The organism is Devosia sp. (assembly GCF_036676215.1).
Lineage (GTDB): Bacteria > Pseudomonadota > Alphaproteobacteria > Rhizobiales > Devosiaceae > Devosia.
Map to the genome: position 1 here is coordinate 79,790 of NZ_JAKFDJ010000052.1, position 16,936 is coordinate 96,725.

At 64.3% G+C, this 16,936-nt stretch carries 15 protein-coding genes; 4 read left to right on the forward strand and 11 right to left on the reverse strand.

All coding sequences use genetic code 11. The features are described from left to right. Position 1 precedes the first annotated feature (1 nt). The 6 genes from flhA to fliF form a co-directional block, all read right to left on the reverse strand. A complete protein-coding gene (gene flhA / locus V6M52_RS04790) occupies positions 2 to 2,137 on the reverse strand; it encodes a flagellar biosynthesis protein FlhA (RefSeq protein WP_332699996.1) in 2,136 nt (711 codons plus the stop codon). Between the two features lie 214 nt (positions 2,138 to 2,351). Continuing rightward, positions 2,352 to 3,719, reverse strand: a complete 1,368-nt coding sequence (gene flbD / locus V6M52_RS04795; protein ID WP_332687639.1) for a sigma-54-dependent transcriptional regulator FlbD — start codon at positions 3,717 to 3,719, stop codon at positions 2,352 to 2,354. An 11-nt stretch (positions 3,720 to 3,730) separates the two neighbouring features. Further along, the gene (gene fliN / locus V6M52_RS04800; protein WP_332687646.1) at positions 3,731 to 4,021 is read right to left on the reverse strand and encodes a flagellar motor switch protein FliN; all 291 of its coding nucleotides are present in this window, start codon (positions 4,019 to 4,021) and stop codon (positions 3,731 to 3,733) included. A gap of 53 nt (positions 4,022 to 4,074) precedes the next feature. Then, entirely contained in the window at positions 4,075 to 4,737 is a 663-nt protein-coding gene (locus V6M52_RS04805; protein ID WP_332699999.1) for a hypothetical protein, read from the reverse strand. Positions 4,738 to 4,740: 3 nt separating this feature from the next. Beyond that, a complete protein-coding gene (gene fliG, locus V6M52_RS04810) occupies positions 4,741 to 5,817 on the reverse strand; it encodes a flagellar motor switch protein FliG (RefSeq protein WP_332700002.1) in 1,077 nt (358 codons plus the stop codon). A 5-nt stretch (positions 5,818 to 5,822) separates the two neighbouring features. After that, positions 5,823 to 7,457 (reverse strand): flagellar basal-body MS-ring/collar protein FliF, encoded by a 1,635-nt coding sequence (fliF, locus tag V6M52_RS04815; protein WP_332700005.1) that lies wholly within the window; start codon positions 7,455 to 7,457, stop codon positions 5,823 to 5,825. Between the two features lie 161 nt (positions 7,458 to 7,618). Between fliF and V6M52_RS04820 the strand changes: the two genes are divergently transcribed. Then, positions 7,619 to 8,236 (forward strand): glutathione S-transferase family protein, encoded by a 618-nt coding sequence (locus V6M52_RS04820; RefSeq protein WP_332700008.1) that lies wholly within the window; start codon positions 7,619 to 7,621, stop codon positions 8,234 to 8,236. A 279-nt stretch (positions 8,237 to 8,515) separates the two neighbouring features. Here the strand turns inward: V6M52_RS04820 and sciP are convergent, their stop codons facing one another. From sciP to V6M52_RS04835, 3 genes are all read right to left on the reverse strand, one after another. Continuing rightward, positions 8,516 to 8,794, reverse strand: a complete 279-nt coding sequence (gene sciP, locus V6M52_RS04825; RefSeq protein WP_035102845.1) for a CtrA inhibitor SciP — start codon at positions 8,792 to 8,794, stop codon at positions 8,516 to 8,518. Between the two features lie 183 nt (positions 8,795 to 8,977). Then, positions 8,978 to 9,676 carry a flagellar hook assembly protein FlgD gene (locus tag V6M52_RS04830; RefSeq protein ID WP_332700010.1) on the reverse strand — a complete coding sequence of 233 codons (699 nt, stop codon included), beginning with the start codon at positions 9,674 to 9,676 and terminating at the stop codon, positions 8,978 to 8,980. A gap of 12 nt (positions 9,677 to 9,688) precedes the next feature. Continuing rightward, complete coding sequence (locus V6M52_RS04835; RefSeq protein WP_332700012.1) at positions 9,689 to 11,230, reverse strand: flagellar hook-length control protein FliK; 1,542 nt, start codon at positions 11,228 to 11,230, stop codon at positions 9,689 to 9,691. A 245-nt stretch (positions 11,231 to 11,475) separates the two neighbouring features. Here V6M52_RS04835 and mnmA point away from each other — a divergent pair, with 245 nt between their 5' ends. Then, positions 11,476 to 12,627 (forward strand): tRNA 2-thiouridine(34) synthase MnmA, encoded by a 1,152-nt coding sequence (gene mnmA / locus V6M52_RS04840; protein WP_332687725.1) that lies wholly within the window; start codon positions 11,476 to 11,478, stop codon positions 12,625 to 12,627. Between the two features lie 120 nt (positions 12,628 to 12,747). Here mnmA and V6M52_RS04845 read toward each other — a convergent pair whose 3' ends face one another. Then, a complete protein-coding gene (locus tag V6M52_RS04845) occupies positions 12,748 to 12,948 on the reverse strand; it encodes a hypothetical protein (protein ID WP_332687724.1) in 201 nt (66 codons plus the stop codon). Positions 12,949 to 13,054: 106 nt separating this feature from the next. On the opposite strand from V6M52_RS04845, the gene V6M52_RS04850 reads away from it, so the two are divergent. Continuing rightward, positions 13,055 to 13,609, forward strand: a complete 555-nt coding sequence (locus tag V6M52_RS04850) for an RNA polymerase sigma factor (RefSeq protein ID WP_442881813.1) — start codon at positions 13,055 to 13,057, stop codon at positions 13,607 to 13,609. Further along, the gene (locus V6M52_RS04855; protein ID WP_332700014.1) at positions 13,606 to 15,660 is read left to right on the forward strand and encodes a vWA domain-containing protein; all 2,055 of its coding nucleotides are present in this window, start codon (positions 13,606 to 13,608) and stop codon (positions 15,658 to 15,660) included. Before V6M52_RS04850 ends, V6M52_RS04855 begins: the two co-directional genes overlap by 4 nt. A 125-nt stretch (positions 15,661 to 15,785) precedes the next feature. On the opposite strand, the gene V6M52_RS04860 is transcribed toward V6M52_RS04855, so the two are convergent. Next, positions 15,786 to 16,736 (reverse strand): ring-cleaving dioxygenase, encoded by a 951-nt coding sequence (locus V6M52_RS04860; protein WP_332700017.1) that lies wholly within the window; start codon positions 16,734 to 16,736, stop codon positions 15,786 to 15,788. Positions 16,737 to 16,936 lie beyond the last annotated feature (200 nt).

Consider the following 16,936-nt stretch of genomic DNA (forward strand, 5'->3'; position numbering starts at 1 on the left):
GCTAGATGCTTCCCACGGTCTTGAGCCGGATGCGCGGATGTACCTCGTTCTGGCTCATGACCACGGTCTGCGGGCGGAAGCGCTCGATGATCGAGCGGACATGGGGACGGATCGAGGGTGAGGTGATGAGCACGGGCAGTTCGCCCTGCTGGGCGGCGCGCTCATAGGCCTGCTGCACACCGGCGATAAATTGCTGCAGGCGGCTGGGCGCCATGGCGAGATGCCGGTTCTCGCCGTCGCCGACCATGGCTTCGGCAAAGTCGCGTTCCCATTGCGGGCCCAGCGTCAGCAGCGGCAGATTGCCGTCGGGGCCGAGATGGGCAGCGCAGATCTGGCGGGCGAGGCGGCTGCGGACATGCTCGGCGATGACCTGCACCGAGCGGCCCGGGCCGGCGATCTCGGCGATGCCCTCAAGGATGGTCGAGAGATCGCGGATGGAGATGCGCTCGTTGAGCAAGGTCTGCAGCACGCGCTGCACGCCCGAGACCGAGATGAGGCCCGGGATGATGTCTTCGACCAGCTTCTGCTGCTCCTTGGGCAGGCCAGAGAGCAGGGACTGCACATTGGCGTAGCTCAAGAGGTCGGCGACATTGGCCTTGAGCACTTCGGTCAGATGCGTCGAGATGACCGTTGAGGGATCGATAATGGAGAGGCCGCGGAGTTCGGCCTCGTCGCGCAAAGCGGGCTCGATCCAGGTCGCGGGCAGGCCGAAGGTGGGCTCGGTCGTGTGGGTGCCCGGCAGGTCGATCTGGTTGCCATAGGGGTCCATGACCATGAGCTGGTTGGCATAGATCTCGCCGGCACCGGCTTCGACTTCCTTGATGCGAACCTTGTAGGCATTGGGTTCGAGCTGCATGTTGTCGAGAATGCGGACCGGCGGCATGACGAAGCCCAGTTCGACCGCAAGCTGGCGCCGCAGGGCCTTGATCTGCTCAGTCAAGCGGTCGCTGCCGTTCTCGTCCTCTTTGACCATGCTGAGCAGGCCGTAACCCAGTTCAAGCTTGAGCTCGTCGATCTTGAGGCTTTCGGAGATCGGGGCTTCCGAGGCAGCGGCGCCGCCGGCCGGAATGGGTGGGGCGTCGAGCGCCGATTTGGTGAGCGCATCTTCGGCGTTTTCGTCCTTGGTGCGGGCGGCGCGCCAGGCGACGTAGCCCACGCCCCCGGCCAGCGCCAGGAAGGGGATGACCGGCATGCCGGGCAGGAAGGCGAGCAGGCCCATGACGGCCGAGGACATGCCCAGCGCCCGCGGATAGCCGGTGAACTGGGCCGAGAGGGCCTTGTCGGCCGAACCGGTGACGCCGGACTTGGAGACCAGGATGCCGGCGGCGGTGGAGACGATCAGCGCCGGGATCTGGCTGACCAGGCCATCGCCGATGGTGAGCAGGGTGTAGACGTTGCCGGCTTCCTGGAAGCTCAGGCCCTCCTGCATCATGCCGATCAGCATGCCGGCCGAGACGTTGATGAAGGTGATGATGAGGCCGGCAATGGCGTCGCCGCGCACGAATTTGGAGGCGCCGTCCATGTTACCGAAAAAGGCGCTTTCGCCTTCGAGTTCGGCGCGACGCCGCTTGGCAGTGTCCTCGTCGATGAGGCCGGCGCTGAGATCGGCGTCGATGGCCATCTGCTTGCCGGGCATGGCGTCGAGGCTGAAGCGGGCGGCCACTTCGGCGATACGGCCGGAGCCCTTGGTGATGACGATGAAGTTGACGATCACCAGGATGATGAAGACGACGATACCGATGACGAAATTGCCGCGGGTGACGAAGTTGCCGAAGGCCTCGATGACGTGGCCGGCGGCGGCAGTTCCCTCGTGACCATCGGAGAGGATCAGTCGCGTGGTGGCCAGGTTAAGGCCCAGCCGCAGCATGGTGGCGATCAGCAACACGGTGGGAAAGGACGAGAATTCGAGCGGCTTCTGGATGAACAGGGCCGTCATCAGGATCATCACCGAGAAGACGATGGAGATCGCCAGCAGGCCGTCCACCAGCAGCGCCGGCATCGGCACGATGAGGATGACGATAAGACCCATGACGCCAGCAGCGAGGGCGATATCGCCCGAGCGCAGCATGTCGACGACCGAAGCGGCCGATGGGATCTTGAACGGGGCGCGGATGCGGCCGGTGGGGAGGTCGCTCATGGATTACGCCGAATTCCCCTTCTCCCCTTGTGGGAGAAGGTGCCCGAAGGGCGGATGAGGGGGTTCTTACCTCTCCCTTTGGGGGAGAGGTCGGCCAAAGGCCGGGTGAGGGGGCCTTGAGCGGTGCAAAGGAAAGGCCCCCTCACCCGCCGCTTCGCGTCGACCTCTCCCCCAAAGGGAGAGGTGGGTGCGCTGCCGTCGGCCCAGTGTGCCATCAGGCCACGCTGCGCCGTTCGCCGGGGTCGGGCACGTTGGTGCCTTCGTCGGCGTATTGGTTGAGCTTGTTGCGCAGGGTGCGGATGGAAATGCCGAGGATGTTGGCGGCGTGAGTGCGATTGCCCAGGGTGTGATCGAGCGTATCGAGGATCAGGTCACGCTCGACATCGGCCACAGTGCGGCCGACCATGGCGCGGTTCATGGTTTCGGCGGTCTGGGCGAGCTGGGCCGAGAGCGAATTGGCCGAAGCGGCCTCGGTCAGGCCCATGCCGTCGGGCAGGACGATGGCGTCGGGACCGATGATATCGCCTGACGACAGCAGCACCGCGCGGTGGAGGGTGTTTTCCAGTTCGCGCACATTACCCGGCCAGGGCGCCTTGATCAGCGCGGCGCGGGCCTCGGACGAAAGTTCGCGCGGCGGCAGGCCATTGGCCTTGGCATATTTGGCGACGAAGTGCTCGGAGAGAGCCGCAATGTCGCCGGGACGGTCGCGCAGGGCCGGCAGCTTGAGATTGACCACGTTGAGGCGGAACAGCAGGTCCTCGCGGAAGCTGCCTTCGCGGACGGCCTCGTTGAGGTTGCGGTTGGAGGTGGCGAGGATGCGGATATCGACCGGCACCGGCTTGCCGCCACCGACGCGGTCGATCAGCCGCTCCTGAATGGCGCGCAGGAGCTTGGACTGCAGGCGCACATCCATTTCGCTGATTTCGTCGAGCAGCAACGTGCCGCCCGAGGCCTCCTCGAACTTGCCGATGCGGCGGGCGATGGCGCCGGTAAAGGCGCCCTTCTCATGGCCGAACAGTTCGGATTCAAGCAGGGCTTCGGGGATGGCGGCGCAGTTGACCGAAATGAAGGGCTTGTTGGCGCGCTTGGACCTGGCGTGGACGTATTTGGCGATGACTTCCTTGCCGGTGCCGCTCTCGCCGGTGATGAGGATGGAGGCGTCCGAGCCGGCGATCTGGTCGGCCATCTTGACGACGCGTTGCATGGCGGGATCGCGGAACAGGAATTCGGAACTGTCACGGGCTACCGCGGCGATGACCGCGGCGATCAGCTCGGCATCGGGGGGCAGGGGGATATATTCCTTGGCGCCGGCGCGGATGGCATTGACGGCCGCAGCGGCATTGGCCTCGACGCCGCAGGCGACCACCGGAATGGCGATACGCTCGGCTTCGAGCCCGGCGATGAGGCCGGCAATGTCCATCACGACATCGACCAGCAGCAGATCGGCACCGCGGCCGGCGCGCAGGGCGGCCAGGGCGATTTCGACGGAGGGCGCGTGCGCCACCTTGGCGCCGCCGCTCATGGCCATCTTGGTGGCGGTGCTGAGTTGGCCCTCGAGGGCTCCGATGATGAGCAGACGCATCCTGGCCTCCCTTACTGTGGTTTGATGATTTCGGTCATGGTGACGCCGAGCTTGCTTTCGACCAGCACGATTTCGCCGCGGGCGACGAGCCGGTCGTTGACGAATATCTCGACGGCTTCGCCGACCTGACGGTCGAGCTCGATGACCGTCCCGGTATCGAGCCTGAGAAGTTCGCTGACAGCCATCTTGGTGCGGCCAAGGACGACCGAAACACGGACCGGGACGTCGAACACCGCCTCAAGGTCGGCGGCGCTGCGATCGGTATGGGACCCGGGACCTTCCGGCTTGTTGGGAGCCAGCATCTCTTCGAAGGAAATTTCTTCGGTGGTGGTGATGTCGTCGGGATCGGAAGCGCTCACTGGTCGCTCTCCTCTGGTTTGGCCTGGCCGCTGCGGGCGGCGAGATAAGCCGAAATCTTGATGTCGATGTCTTTGGAGACAGCGCCGATGTCGCGCACCAGGCCGCCATCGACCCATTCGAGGCGTCCGTCACCCAGGCGCAGATCGGGGTCGCCCATCACCACCAGCCGGCCAGCAAAGCCGGAGGTGTGCATATGCGCCGTGGCGACGTCGCGAATGCCCTCGGCGATCGAGGGATGGCAGCGCACAACCAGATGCGGCACGCCGCTGAGATTCTGCATGCATTCGGCGATCAGGGCATCGAGTTCGACCGTGGGGTAGCGTGCCAGCAGATGCAGCGCCAGCTTGCGGCCGATGCTGGCGGCCAACTCGACGGCGTCGCGCTGCGCCAGGGCGGCGGCATCATCGAGAGCGGCGGCCATTTCGGCCGTCTGGGTGGCCAGGGTGCCCGCCGCGGCAGCCAGGGTCTGGGCCGCCATGGACAAGGCATCGCGTTCGCCGGCGGCAACACCTTCAGTATAGGCCTCCTCGCGGGCCTGGGCGATGAGCTGGGCGACCAGATCCTCGGGCACTGTGGGGATAGGCGGCGGCGCGGGCTGGGCCGCGGTAACGCGCTCGGACAAATCCAGATCGAAGGTGAAGCGGGCGGCGGATGCCATGGGTCAAGCCACCATCTGGTCGTCGACCTTGGACTTCATGATCAGGATTTCGCCCTTGGCAGCGAGATCCTTGGCGGTCGAGACCATGCGGCCCTGGGCCTCGTCGACGTCCTTGAGGCGAACCGGACCCATGACCTCCATGTCGTCCCTGAGGAGCTTGGCGGTGCGGCCCGACATGTTCTTGAAGAAGGTTTCCTTGACCTGATCGTTGGCGCCCTTGAGCGCCATGGCGAGGTCTTTCTTGTCCATCTTGGTGAGCAGGGTCTGGATGGCCGAGGATTCGAGCTTGGCGAGATCCTCGAAGGTGAACATGAGCGCCTTGATGCGCTCGGCGTCGTCGCGGCTGTGTTCTTCGAGCGTGGTGATGAAACGCGCCTCGGTTTGGCGGTCGAAGCTGTTGAAGATTTCGGCCATCTGCTCGTGGCTGTCGCGGCGCTTGCTGTGATTGAGCGTGGACATGAATTCGGTGCGCAAGGTGGTCTCGATCTTTTCGAGGATCTCCTTTTGCACCGGGTCGAGCCCGAGCATGCGCTGCACCACGTCCATGGCGAGTTCTTCCGGCAGCACCGCGAGCACCTTGGAAGCATGGTCGGTGGCGATCTTGGACAACACCACGGCAATGGTCTGGGGATATTCGTTCTTGAGATAGGCGGCGAGCACGTCCGCCTGCACGTTGGAGAGCTTCTCCCACATGTTGCGGCCAGCGGGCCCGCGGATCTCTTCCATGATGGAATCGACCTTGTCGGCCGGCAGGAAGCTGAGCAACAGGCGTTCGGTGGAGTCGGTATTGCCGGAAAGCGATCCGTTGGACGAGACGGTGGTGACGAACTCGATCATCAGGTCGTCGAGCATTTCCTGGGTGATCGGGCCAAGGCGCACCATGGCCCGGCTGAGCTGCTTGACCTCGAGCTCGTCGAGTTCGTCGAAAATGGGCTTGCCATAGTCGGGCCCGAGCGCCAGCAGCAGTGCGGCGGCCTTCTCGTCGCCCTTGAGGACGCGATGGGTGGTGGCGTCGCTGACGACCAGCTGGCTGGAGGCCTTGGCCGGTTCGGACTGGTTGGATTGGGAAACAAGGGCCATGGCGGTTACGCTGCGCTACCCAGCCAGTCGCGCACGATCAGTGCGGCCTGCCTGGGGTTTTCTTCGACGAGGTTGCCGACCATCTTGAGGGTCTGGAGCTGGGTCTCGCCCATCGATTTGGCGTTGGCGACCCAGGCGGGTGTCTTATCGCGCTGTTCTTCCGCGGGGTCGGGGATGACATGGCCATCGGCGCTCAGCACGCCATGGTGGCCGACTTCGGCGGCGGAGGGCAAAGCCAGGGGCTGGGTCTCCGGCGTCATGACCTTCTTGAGCAGCGGGCGCATGACGAAGAAGACCAGGGCCAGTGCAATGAGCAGGGTGACCGCCATTTCGGCGCCGTTCATCAGGTCGTCGCGGGTGAAGTCGAGCAGGCCGCCGCTGGAATCGGTGCCGGGCGCGGCGAGCTCAGGGCGCTCGGCGAATTGCATGTTGACCACTTCGACGCTGTCGCCGCGCTCGGCGGAATAGCCGACGGCCGAGCGGACCAGCGTCAGGATCTGGGCGATCTGGTCGGCGGAGCGCGGCGTATAGGTCTCGGTGCCGAGCGATGGGTCAGCGGCATAGACTCCATCGACAACCACGGCGACCGACAGGCGCTTGACCGAGCCGGCTTCGGTAACGGCGGTCTGGGTGGTCTTGGAAATCTCGTAATTGGTGACTTCCTCGCTCGATGTGCCCTGTTCACTGGCGCCGGCGGCGCCGTTGTTCTGGCTGGCGCCGGGAAGTTCGTTGGCGACGGTGACCTGGCCATTGGCCCCGGCGGTGAGGTTCTCGGTTTCGCGGAGCTGGCTGGAGCGGACGACCTGGCTCTCGGGGTCGAAGGTCTCCTGAGTGGTGGTGGAGCGGTTGAAGTCGATCTCGGCGCTGACCTCGACACGGGCCCGGCCGGGGCCGACGACATTGGCCAGCATGTCTTCGACGCGGGTCCGCAGCCGGTTCTCGTAGCTGAGCGTACGCTCGGCGGTGTCGCCGGCCAGCGCACCCTGGGCATCGTCGCCGCTGCCCGAGGCGAGCAGATTGCCCTGGTCATCGACGATGGAGACGCGGGTCGGGGTCAGGCCTTCGATGGCGGAGGCGACCATGTGCTGGATGGCGCGGATTTCGCTATTGGCCAGCTCGCCGCGCACCGCCAGGACGATGGAGGCGGACGGGTCGCTGCGCTCGCGACGGAACAGCTCGCGTTCGGGCAGGACGAGATGGACGCGGGCCGACTTGATTCGGTTGAGCGAGGAGATGGTGCGGGCCAGTTCGCCCTCAAGGGCGCGGACATTGTTGAGGTTCTGGACGAAGCTGGTGGCGCCCAGGGTCGACTGCTGATCGAAGATCTCGTAGCCGACCTGGCCGCGCTGGGGCAGGCCGGAGCCGGCAAGGGTCATGCGGACGGTGGTGATCTGATCGCGCGGGATCAGAATGGTGTCGCCTTCGCCACGCAGCTCGTAGGGTATGTTGAGCGTCTGCAGCTCGGTCACAATTGCCGAGGAGTCTTCGAGGCTGAGGCCGGTATAGAGCGGGGCCAGGTTGGGCGTCTGCGCCCGCATGATCAGAAAGCCGAAGAAGCCCAGCATAAGCACGGCGACAACCGCCATCGCTGCCAAACGAGGCAGACCTATGCGGTTGATCAACTGGGAGAGATTATCCACGCCGGCACTCGGTTAGAAGGGGTGACCATGCCGACGCAGATGCACGGGAGGCCGCTGGGCAAAAATTACCTAGCTGATGGTAAACATTGTCTTAACTCTTAGTTGCAGTTTGCGAATTCCGGCACAAAATGCCGATTGACGTTGAAAAAGGATGAATGCGCATGCTGAGGATTCTGGGTCGGGTGACCTCGATCAATGTACGCAAAGTGCTCTGGGCGCTCGACGAACTGGGCCTGGACTATGGTCGGGAGGATTGGGGCCTGCCGTTGCGCGATCCGAAGGCACCGGAATTTCTGGCGCTCAATCCCAATGGGCAGGTGCCCGTGCTGGTCGAAAATGAGTTCGTGCTGTGGGAAAGCAATGCGATTCTGATCTATCTGGCCGAGCGCGAAGGCCAATTGCTGCCCAAGCAACTGGAAGTGCGGGCGCTGGCGCTGCAATGGCTGATCTGGCAGACCAGCGAACTCAATCCGCCCTGGGGCTATGCGGTCAATGCGCTGATCCGCAAGACCCCGGGCTATGACGATGCGGCCAAGATTGCGGAGTCCATGACCCGGTGGGGCGCCAAGATGGACCTGCTCGAGGCGCAACTGGCCAAGAGCGGTACGGGCTTTGTCGCGGGCGAATTCAGCATTGCCGATATCGCGTTAGGCCTCTCGGTGCATCGCTGGATATCGATTGCGGCGGACAAGCCGGTGCTGCCGGCGGTGTCGGAGTATTACGAGCGGCTAAAGGGCCGGGTAGCGGGGGCACGGTGGATGGGGCCGGAGACGCCGTGAACGATGGGGACGTCCCCCTTCTCCCCTTGTGGGAGAAGGTGCCCGAAGGGCGGATGAGGGGGAGCTGAGCTAACCCTCGCCCCCAAGCATGGGATGGCGCAGCGCCCCCTCACCCCGATCATTCTGCTGGACGCAGAATGATCGACCCTCTCCCACAAGGGGAGAGGGGGATCTCAAACTCAATGGCGCCGGTGGCGGGTTTTGCCCGATGGGCCGTTTCGAAAACACAAAGCCCGCCGAGTTTCCCCGGCGGGCTTTGAAATTTGCACTGAGCGCAGCTCAACCTTCGCGGTAGTGCTGGATCCAGGTGGTGCGCAGACCGGCAAGGCCATGTTTGTCGATGGCGGCCTGCCAGTTCAGGAATTCATCGACGCTCAATGTATAGCGGTCGCAGGCCTCTTCGAGGCTGAGCAGCCCGCCACGCACGGCAGCGACGACTTCGGCTTTACGGCGGATGACCCACCTCCGCGTATTGGCGGGGGGAAGGTCTGCAATCGTAAGCGGACTTCCGTCCGGTCCGATAACGTACTTAACGCGAGGACGCATTTGTACGGTCATTTTACTCTCTACTCAACCTGACCATATGAGGAAGAGAGTAGGCCAACGGCCTTAAAATTCGACTAAGGGGAAACTTACAACAGGTTAAGAATGGTCTGGACTTCCGGACACTGTATCGACGTCTTGTCAGACGGCAAAACACCCCCGGAAAGCTGGGGGTGAAGGTGTGTGACGGCGGAAAGTCTAGGCGTCGGTGTCGTCGTCTTCGACAGGCGCCGTCACGTCCGGAATGCGGACGTCGGTGACGTCGGTGATCGCCACGCGGCGGGTGCCCACGGTGAGGACAGGCACGTCGCCGGTAAAGTCCACAGCGGTCACAATGCCGATCGAGGCGGTGCTGATCTTGACGTCCTTGCCGTTGGCATCCTTGCCCTTGATGTCGATGGTGTAGACGCCATTGGGCTTCATATTGCCGTCGCTGCCCTTGCCGTCCCAGCGGAAGGTGCCGGGGCCGGCATTGAGCGGGCCCGTCTGGTTGTAGACGATCTGGCCGCTGGCATCCTTGATGGTGATGGTGGCATTGGCCGCATTGGCCTCGGCGCTATAGGCCCAGAAGGCTGCATTGCTGCCGGTCAATTCACCCGTCTTGCCCGACGAGGTCACTTCCTTGCCGATATAGGAGACGGCGTCGGACTTGGCGGTGTTCTGGCCCGACAGCATCAGCGTCTCGAGGAATTCGTTGGTCTTGAGTTGCTGCTCGACGCCGGTGAACTGCACCAGTTGCTGGGTGAACTGGTTGGTGTCCATGGGGTCGAGCGGATTCTGGTTTTTGAGCTGGGTGGTCAGAATGGACAGGAAGGTGTCGAAATTGTCCGCGATCGTGGTGCGCGAGCTCGACATCTGACTGGTATTAGTCGTGCTGGAAACGCCGTCGACTGCCATGGCACCTACTCCTTACGCGATGATGTTGACGCCGCTGGCACTGAGGCTGGCGCGGTAGAGGTTGACGGTTGGCGGCACGTCTTCGTCTTCCGCCGCAGCCTCTTCGCCAAAGAGCGGGTGGCCATTGCCGTCCTGCCCCTGCTGGCCGCCGCTGAATGGATTCTGCTTGAGCGAGAATTCGAGATTGGTCTTGGCGCCGTCGAGCCCGGCCTGCTGCAGGGCGCGTTCGAGGCCACGCTGGTCACGCTGCATCAGGTCCAGCGTCTCGGCCTTTTCCACGGTCAGGCGCGCATTGACCTGGCCGGAGGCGTCGATATCGAGTTTGACGTCGATCTTGCCCAGTTCGGGCGGATCGAGGCGGATCTGGAAGCGAGTGTTGCCGTCATTGACCTGGCGCACCAGCTCGAAGGCAAGCTGGGGCAGGTTGAGCTGCTGCTGACTGGTCTGGTAACCGGCCTGGACCACGCGCGGCGCGGCGACGGCGTCGACCCGAGCGGCCTGGGTCGACTGCATGCCGGCCTGCGGCTCGATCGGCTTGTCGATGGCGGCCGCGGGTGGCGTGGAACGGGTTTCGGCCTTGCGCTCCTCGGGACGGGCGTCGGGCTTCTCCTCGTCGTGCCCATTGGCGACGGCGGTGGGCGGCATGGTGTCGGGCGGACCTGACTTCTCCAGGGCGTCCATCGCGTGGGCATTGGCATGGGCCATGGCGTTGGCCTTGCCGGTCAATACTGGCTCGGTGAGCGTGAGCTCTGGTGAGGCGAGGACCGGTGCAGTGGTTGCGGCATCGACCTTGGGCGCCGGGTTGAGCAGTCTGGCGAGCGCGGCTTCCAGTTCGGCGTCAGGCGCGGAATCGGCATCGAGCCCCAGCTGCGCCAGTTTGTCAGCGTCGATATCGCCATTGTTGAGCGACTGCAGCAGTGCCGCCAGCTTGTCGCCGATGGACTTGATCTGGGCAGAGAGTTCGTCAGCAGCATCGGCATCGGCCGTGCCCGAGCCGTCCATCAGGGCTTTGGCCAATGGCGTCAGGGCGGCGGTCAGCTGCGCCGCCGGGCTGGCGTCGTCGGGCAGGATGCCGGCGGCCAAAGCCGCCAGTTCATCGAATGTCGGCATGGTATCGAGATCGATATCGAGCGCTTCGGCCAGCTCGGTCAGCGCTGCCTCGAGGCTTTCCAGCGCCTCCGGATCGAGCGGTTCGCCAGCGTCGAGCCGAGCCTTGAGATCGGCTAGGCCCTCGATGAGGGCGGTCAGGTCCGCTGCCGTGTCGGCCGGCGTCTCAACGGGAATGATGGCGTCGATGGCCGCAGCGATGGCCTCGGGGTCCTCGCTCTGCTCGGCACCATCGCCGCCAAAACCCAGGGACATGTTTATGGCATTGGCGAGGTTGATGCCGGCCTCGGATGAGGCAGGGGCTGCCGTTTGTGTCGATTGGCCGGCAGCGCCCAGCAGGGCTGCGAAAATGTCGGTGGAGCCGCTATCGGCTTCGGCGCCGGTGCCAAAACCCTTGGTGGTGGCGACGCCGGCAGTGCTGGTCGTAACGGTCAGGTGTGATGCCACGAAAGCGGCCCTACATAATGAGACTAATCCGCTGAGTACGATGCAAGCCGGATGCCAAGTGCTTTGGATGGTGAAAAGCGTGCCGTTACAATGGTTTGGCGCGATGGGGCCAGGCGGCGCTGCGCCGTAGCCGGCGGAGAGCGGCAAAAGCTGCCGGGCAAATGTTGCGGGAGCACCAGGAAAGTCGTATTAGCCCGAACTCGAATTCGTCCGCTGGCCCTTGAACCCAACCGGATACCAGAAAGATGCTGAACTCGCTTGATATTGCCAAGCGTCCCGAAGACACGCGCGTCGTCGTCGCGATGTCGGGGGGCGTGGATTCCTCAGTCGTCGCGGGCCTATTGGCCCGTCAGGGCTATGATGTCGTCGGGGTTACCCTGCAGCTTTACGATCACGGCGAGGCCACCCATCGCAAGGGGGCGTGCTGTGCCGGGCAGGACATCCACGACGCCCGCCGTGTGGCGGCGACGCTCAACATTCCCCATTATGTGCTGGACTATGAAGAGCGCTTCAAGAAGAGCGTGATGCAGCCTTTCGCCAATGCCTATCAGCAGGGCGAAACGCCGGTGCCGTGCATTGCCTGCAACCAGTCGGTCAAGTTCGTCGACCTGATGGAGGTGGCGCGCGATCTGGGCGCCGATGTGCTGGCGACCGGGCACTATGTGCAGTCGAGGCTGGGCGAAGACGGACGGCGGCAGCTGTTCCGGCCGGTCGATGCCGAGCGCGACCAGACCTATTTCCTGTTTGCCACGACGCAGAGCCAGCTCGATTACCTGCGCTTCCCGCTGGGCGGCATGGGCAAGGCCGAAGTGCGCGAGCTGGCGCGGGACATGGGGCTGGAAATTGCCGAAAAGCACGACAGCCAGGACATCTGCTTCGTGCCGCAGGGCAAATATGCCGACATTATCCGCAAGATGCATCCCGAGGCGGTGGCGACGGGCGAGATCGTGCATCTCGACGGCCGCGTGCTGGGCACGCATGAGGGGATCGTCAATTACACGGTGGGCCAGCGCAAGGGCCTGGGCGTGGCGGCGGGCGAGCCGCTTTATGTGATCAAGCTCGAGCACAAGACGGGTCGGGTCATCGTCGGACCGCGCGAGGCGCTCAAGACCCATACGGTGCGCTTGCGTGACGTCAACTGGCTGGGCGCCCGTCCGCTGGCGGAACTGAGTGCGGGCAATGGTGCGCCGGTCGAGGTCAAGGTGCGTTCGACGCGCGGGCCGCAGCCGGCGGTGATCCAGGAGCGCGACGGATCGGTGTTCGTGACGCTGGTCAGTGGGGAGTATGGGATTTCGCCGGGCCAGGCCTGCGTGTTCTATGCCGACGACACGCCGACCTCGGAAGTCTGGGGCGGCGGGTTCATCGCTGAGGCGGTGCCGCAGGTGCTGGTGGCTTAGCACCGAGCTACTGCCCACCCACCGCGCGTCACCCTCGGGCTTGACCCGAGGAGTCTTCACTGGCTGAGCGTCCGACAAGTACAGAGCCCTCGGGTCAAGCCCGAGGGTGACGGCTGGTGGTTATGGCGAGACGGTAGGCTCCGTCGTCGTCTGCGCCGGTGCGCTGGTCGCCGCGGCATTGGCTTCCTTGAGCTGCTGGTAGGAGGACAGGCCGCCCAGCGAGGTCGAAATGGCGATGAGCACCAGGGCGGCGCCCAGGATGAGCAGCACGATGCGACCGCGATTGAGGGCGAAGGGGCTGAGCTTGGGTTCTTCGTCCATGAGACCGGCCTTCAAATAAATCTGCAAAACCAACCCAAGGATGTCCCGGGCAGGGGCGTCTTACCACTACAATGGTGCCGGAGGTAAGGCGCGGGTGCATGGGTTGATGGAACGCGATGCCGCATCCCAGGGCGATATGGCGAACGCGGTGACGCGGGCGCTGGTGGTGCGCGCGCAGAATGGTGACCCTGAAGCGTTCGGCGAGCTGATCGGGGATCACTACGATCTCATCCATCGCACGGCGTGGAAGTGGTGCGGCAACCGGACCGATGCCGAGGACATTGCGCAGGATGTGTGCGTCAAGCTGGGCCAGGCGATCCGCCAGTTCGACGGACGTTCGGCCTTTTCGAGCTGGGTCTATCGCATCACGCTCAACGCGGTGCGCGACCTGCAGCGGGCGGGCAAACGGCGCAGCCAATATGCCGATGCCTATGCCGAAATATCGCCGGAGGACCAGCCGGCGGAACAGGAAGATGCGGCAACCAGCAACCAGCTCTGGGCGGCGGTGCGGACGCTGCCGGCACAGCAGCGCGACGCCGTTCTGCTGGTCTATGCGGAGGAATTGAGCCACGCGGCGGCGGCCGAGATCATGGGCATCAAGGAGGCCACGGTTTCCTTTCATGTCCACGAGGCACGCAAGACCCTGAGGGGGCTGCTATGAGCGACGACATGCACGATCCATTCGAACAGCTGAAAGGTGCCAAGGCGCCGGACCCGCGCGCCGAGGCGCGGAAGCGGGCGCTGGCCGCCGGCATGGCGGCTTTCGAGGCTGCCCAGGAAAAATCTTCGCCTGCCACCCAAGGATCGTCCTGGGGGCAGCGTCTCATGTCCATCATCACTTCCTGGAAAGGGAAATCGATCATGGACATGCGTCTCCCCATCGGCACCGCCGCCATTGCCCTGCTGGTGCTGCCGCTCGGCTACCAGCTTTATACGACGACCTCGATGACGCCGGCCGACGTCGTGGTGCGCCAGCAGACTGCGGTCGACAAGGCGCCGGCCGAGGTCGCGGTGGAAGAGCGGCAGGAGCTTGCCGCCACCAGCGATGCCGTAACGCAGGCGACGTCTCCGGTCGTCGCTCCTGAACCGCAACTGGCCGAGATGGATGGCTCGTCGGCGGACGCCGAGATGGCGCGCGAGGTGGCGCCCCTGGGGGGCGTCGTGGCACCGGCGCCGATGGCGACCATGGCGCCGGCCGGCAAGATGGCGGAAAGCGTCTATTTGCCGGGGCCGATAGCGACCGAGCCCAGCGGCGACCAGTTCACCAATTTCGACGAGCAGCGGCTCAAGGCCGTGGCGGACGAGCCGGTTTCGACCTTTTCGATCGATGTGGATACGGCGAGCTATGCTTATGTGCGGCGCATGCTGGAGGACGGCTATGTGCCCGAGCCTGATGCGGTGCGCATCGAGGAGATGCTCAACTATTTCCCTTATGGCTATGCACCGGCCGAGAGCGCCGAAGTGCCGTTCAAGCCGACCATCGGCGTCTATCCGACGCCGTGGAACCCCAAGACGCAGCTGCTGCATATCGGCATCAAGGGCTATGTGCCTGCTGTCACGGAGGACAAGGCGAGCAACCTGGTGTTCCTGATCGACACATCGGGGTCGATGGATGAGGCGGACAAGCTGCCGCTGCTGAAACGGGCGTTTGCGCTGCTGGTCGACCAACTGAGCGCCAATGATACGGTCTCGATCGTGGTCTATGCCGGCTCGGCCGGCGTGGTGCTGGAGCCGACGGTGGCGACGGAGAAGGCAAAAATCCTCGGCGCACTGGACCAGCTTGCGGCGGGCGGCAGCACCGCCGGGGCCGCAGGGATCGAGCTGGCCTATCGGCTGGCGGAGCAGGGCAGGGTCACCGGAGGCACAAATCGCGTGATACTGGCCACTGATGGCGACTTCAATGTCGGGATCGATGATCCGGAAGCGCTGGAAGACTTCATCAAGTCCAAGCGCGAGAGCGGCACGACGCTGTCGGTGCTCGGCTTCGGGCGCGGCAATCTGGACGATGCGACGATGCAGGCGCTGGCGCAGAACGGCAATGGCAATGCCAGCTACATTTCCAGCTTCCGCGAGGCGCAGAAAGTGCTGGTCGAGGAAATGGGCGGCACGCTCGACATGATCGCCAAGGATGTGAAGATCCAGGTCGAGTTCAACCCGGCCGTGGTGAGCGAATACCGGCTGATCGGCTACGAGACCCGCGCGCTCAATCGCGAGGATTTCAACAATGACGCGGTCGATGCCGGCGATATCGGTGCGGGCCATACGGTGACGGCGCTGTACGAGATCACGCCGGTGGGTTCGGGCGCCGAAATGATCGAGCCGCTACGCTATGGGCAGGTGACGGAAACGCCGGCCGCAGACGGGGAGATCGCCTTCCTGCGGATGCGCTACAAGCTGCCGGACAGCGATGTCAGCCAGTTGATCGAGCAGCCGGTGACGGCCGAGGCGGTCTATGGCGACATTGCCGATGCCAGCGAGGACATGCGGTTTGCCGCGGCAGTGGCGGCATTCGGGCAGAAGCTCAAGGGAAGCAATTATGGCTCCTCCATGGGCTGGGACGAGATCGAGGCGCTGGCCCGCTCGGGCAAGGGCGCGGACGATAGCGGCTATCGGGCGGAGTTCATCCAGATGGTGGATGCGGCGAGCCTATTGAAGCCGGATACGGATACCGATCCGTGCGACAGCGCGGCGAGTGGGGAAGTGTGCGAGTAGGGCTCTTACCTCTCCCTCTGGGGCAGGCCGGGTGAGGGGGCCTTCCCCTCACCCCCGCGTCATGAAAGGCCCGCTCACCCGACCCAAGAGGGTCGACCTCTCCCCCAGAGGGAGAGGTGAAGTGCCTAAACCAGGGGCTTCAGACCCGCTTCGATGCTGGCGCGGCGGCTTTCGAGGAAGGGCGGCAGGGCCAGGCTTTCGCCGAGCGTTTCCATCGGTTCGTCGGCGGCGAAGCCGGGGACATCGGTAGCGATCTCGAACAGGATGCCATTGGGCTCCCGGAAGTAGAGCGAGGTGAAATAGAAGCGCTCGACTTCGCCGCTATTGCGCAGGCCGGCCTTGCCCACCCGTTCGATCCACTGGCGCAGACCATCCTGATCGGGTGTGCGGAAGGCGACGTGGTGCACGCCACCGGCGCCGGGACGAGCCTGGGGCGCATTGGGGTCAACCACCACATGCAGCTCGGCGCCGGGGCCGCCGGGGCCCATTTCAAAGACGTGGGTTTCGGGCGTGTGGCTGGTCATGGCGTATTCGCGCACCTTGCGCATGTTCATCACCTGGGTCAGCACGGCTTCGGTGCGGTCGAGCCGCGGCACGGCCATGGAGATGGGCCCCAGGCCGATGATCTGGCGCTCGGCCGGCACGGGCGACTTGGCCCAGGGCACGACCTTGTTGGCGGCGTCGATCACCATGCGGAAGCGCTGGCCTTCAAAATCCTCGAAATCGAGCGAGAGCTGGCCATTGCGCTCCTTGATGGCGCTGGTGCCGACATTGTGGCCCTGCAGGTGGGTCTTCCACCAGTTGAGACTGCCCTCGCTATCGACGCGCAGGCCTGTGCGGCTGACGGTGTGGTTGCCGCGCTGTTCACGGGCGGCGGGGAAATCGAAGAAGGTGAGGTCGGCGCCGGGCGAGGCCACGCCGTCACCATAGAACAGGTGATAGGCGGTGGTGTCGTCCTGGTTGACCGTCTTCTTGATCAGCCGCATGCCCAGGGTCTGGGTGTAGAATGCGAGGTTCTTCTTGGCCTCGGCGGTGACCGCCGTGAGGTGATGGATGCCTCCGAGTTCGAGCGTCATTTTGGTGTCTCCTGATGGGCGCGGGGTCGCGCCGCTGTTGGGGTAGATGTAATCCAGCCCGAGCGGTTTGTGCAGGAGGCCAATACCAACAGACTGGTGTCGATTTTTGAACGATGAGGGTTGCGAGGCTGGCGTATCTGGCGTTGAATCATCTCGGATTGGCGTCTTGACAGCGCGGCATGCTAAACCTAGTTAGGGCA

What these genes read in the sequence shown, in the direction of transcription:
- V6M52_RS04820 (WP_332700008.1), top strand. Translation starts at nt 7,619, where the DNA reads ATGCTGAGGATTCTGGGTCGGGTGACCTCGATCAATGTACGCAAAGTG.
- fliN (WP_332687646.1), bottom strand. Translation starts at nt 4,021, where the DNA reads ATGCTGGCTCCCAACAAGCCGGAAGGTCCCGGGTCCCATACCGATCGC.
- mnmA (WP_332687725.1), top strand. Translation starts at nt 11,476, where the DNA reads ATGCTGAACTCGCTTGATATTGCCAAGCGTCCCGAAGACACGCGCGTC.
- fliG (WP_332700002.1), bottom strand. Translation starts at nt 5,817, where the DNA reads ATGGCCCTTGTTTCCCAATCCAACCAGTCCGAACCGGCCAAGGCCTCC.
- V6M52_RS04860 (WP_332700017.1), bottom strand. Translation starts at nt 16,736, where the DNA reads ATGACGCTCGAACTCGGAGGCATCCATCACCTCACGGCGGTCACCGCC.
- flbD (WP_332687639.1), bottom strand. Translation starts at nt 3,719, where the DNA reads ATGCGTCTGCTCATCATCGGAGCCCTCGAGGGCCAACTCAGCACCGCC.
- V6M52_RS04850 (WP_442881813.1), top strand. Translation starts at nt 13,055, where the DNA reads ATGGAACGCGATGCCGCATCCCAGGGCGATATGGCGAACGCGGTGACG.
- sciP (WP_035102845.1), bottom strand. Translation starts at nt 8,794, where the DNA reads ATGACCGTACAAATGCGTCCTCGCGTTAAGTACGTTATCGGACCGGAC.
- V6M52_RS04845 (WP_332687724.1), bottom strand. Translation starts at nt 12,948, where the DNA reads ATGGACGAAGAACCCAAGCTCAGCCCCTTCGCCCTCAATCGCGGTCGC.
- flhA (WP_332699996.1), bottom strand. Translation starts at nt 2,137, where the DNA reads ATGAGCGACCTCCCCACCGGCCGCATCCGCGCCCCGTTCAAGATCCCA.
- V6M52_RS04855 (WP_332700014.1), top strand. Translation starts at nt 13,606, where the DNA reads ATGAGCGACGACATGCACGATCCATTCGAACAGCTGAAAGGTGCCAAG.
- V6M52_RS04830 (WP_332700010.1), bottom strand. Translation starts at nt 9,676, where the DNA reads ATGGCAGTCGACGGCGTTTCCAGCACGACTAATACCAGTCAGATGTCG.
- V6M52_RS04805 (WP_332699999.1), bottom strand. Translation starts at nt 4,737, where the DNA reads ATGGCATCCGCCGCCCGCTTCACCTTCGATCTGGATTTGTCCGAGCGC.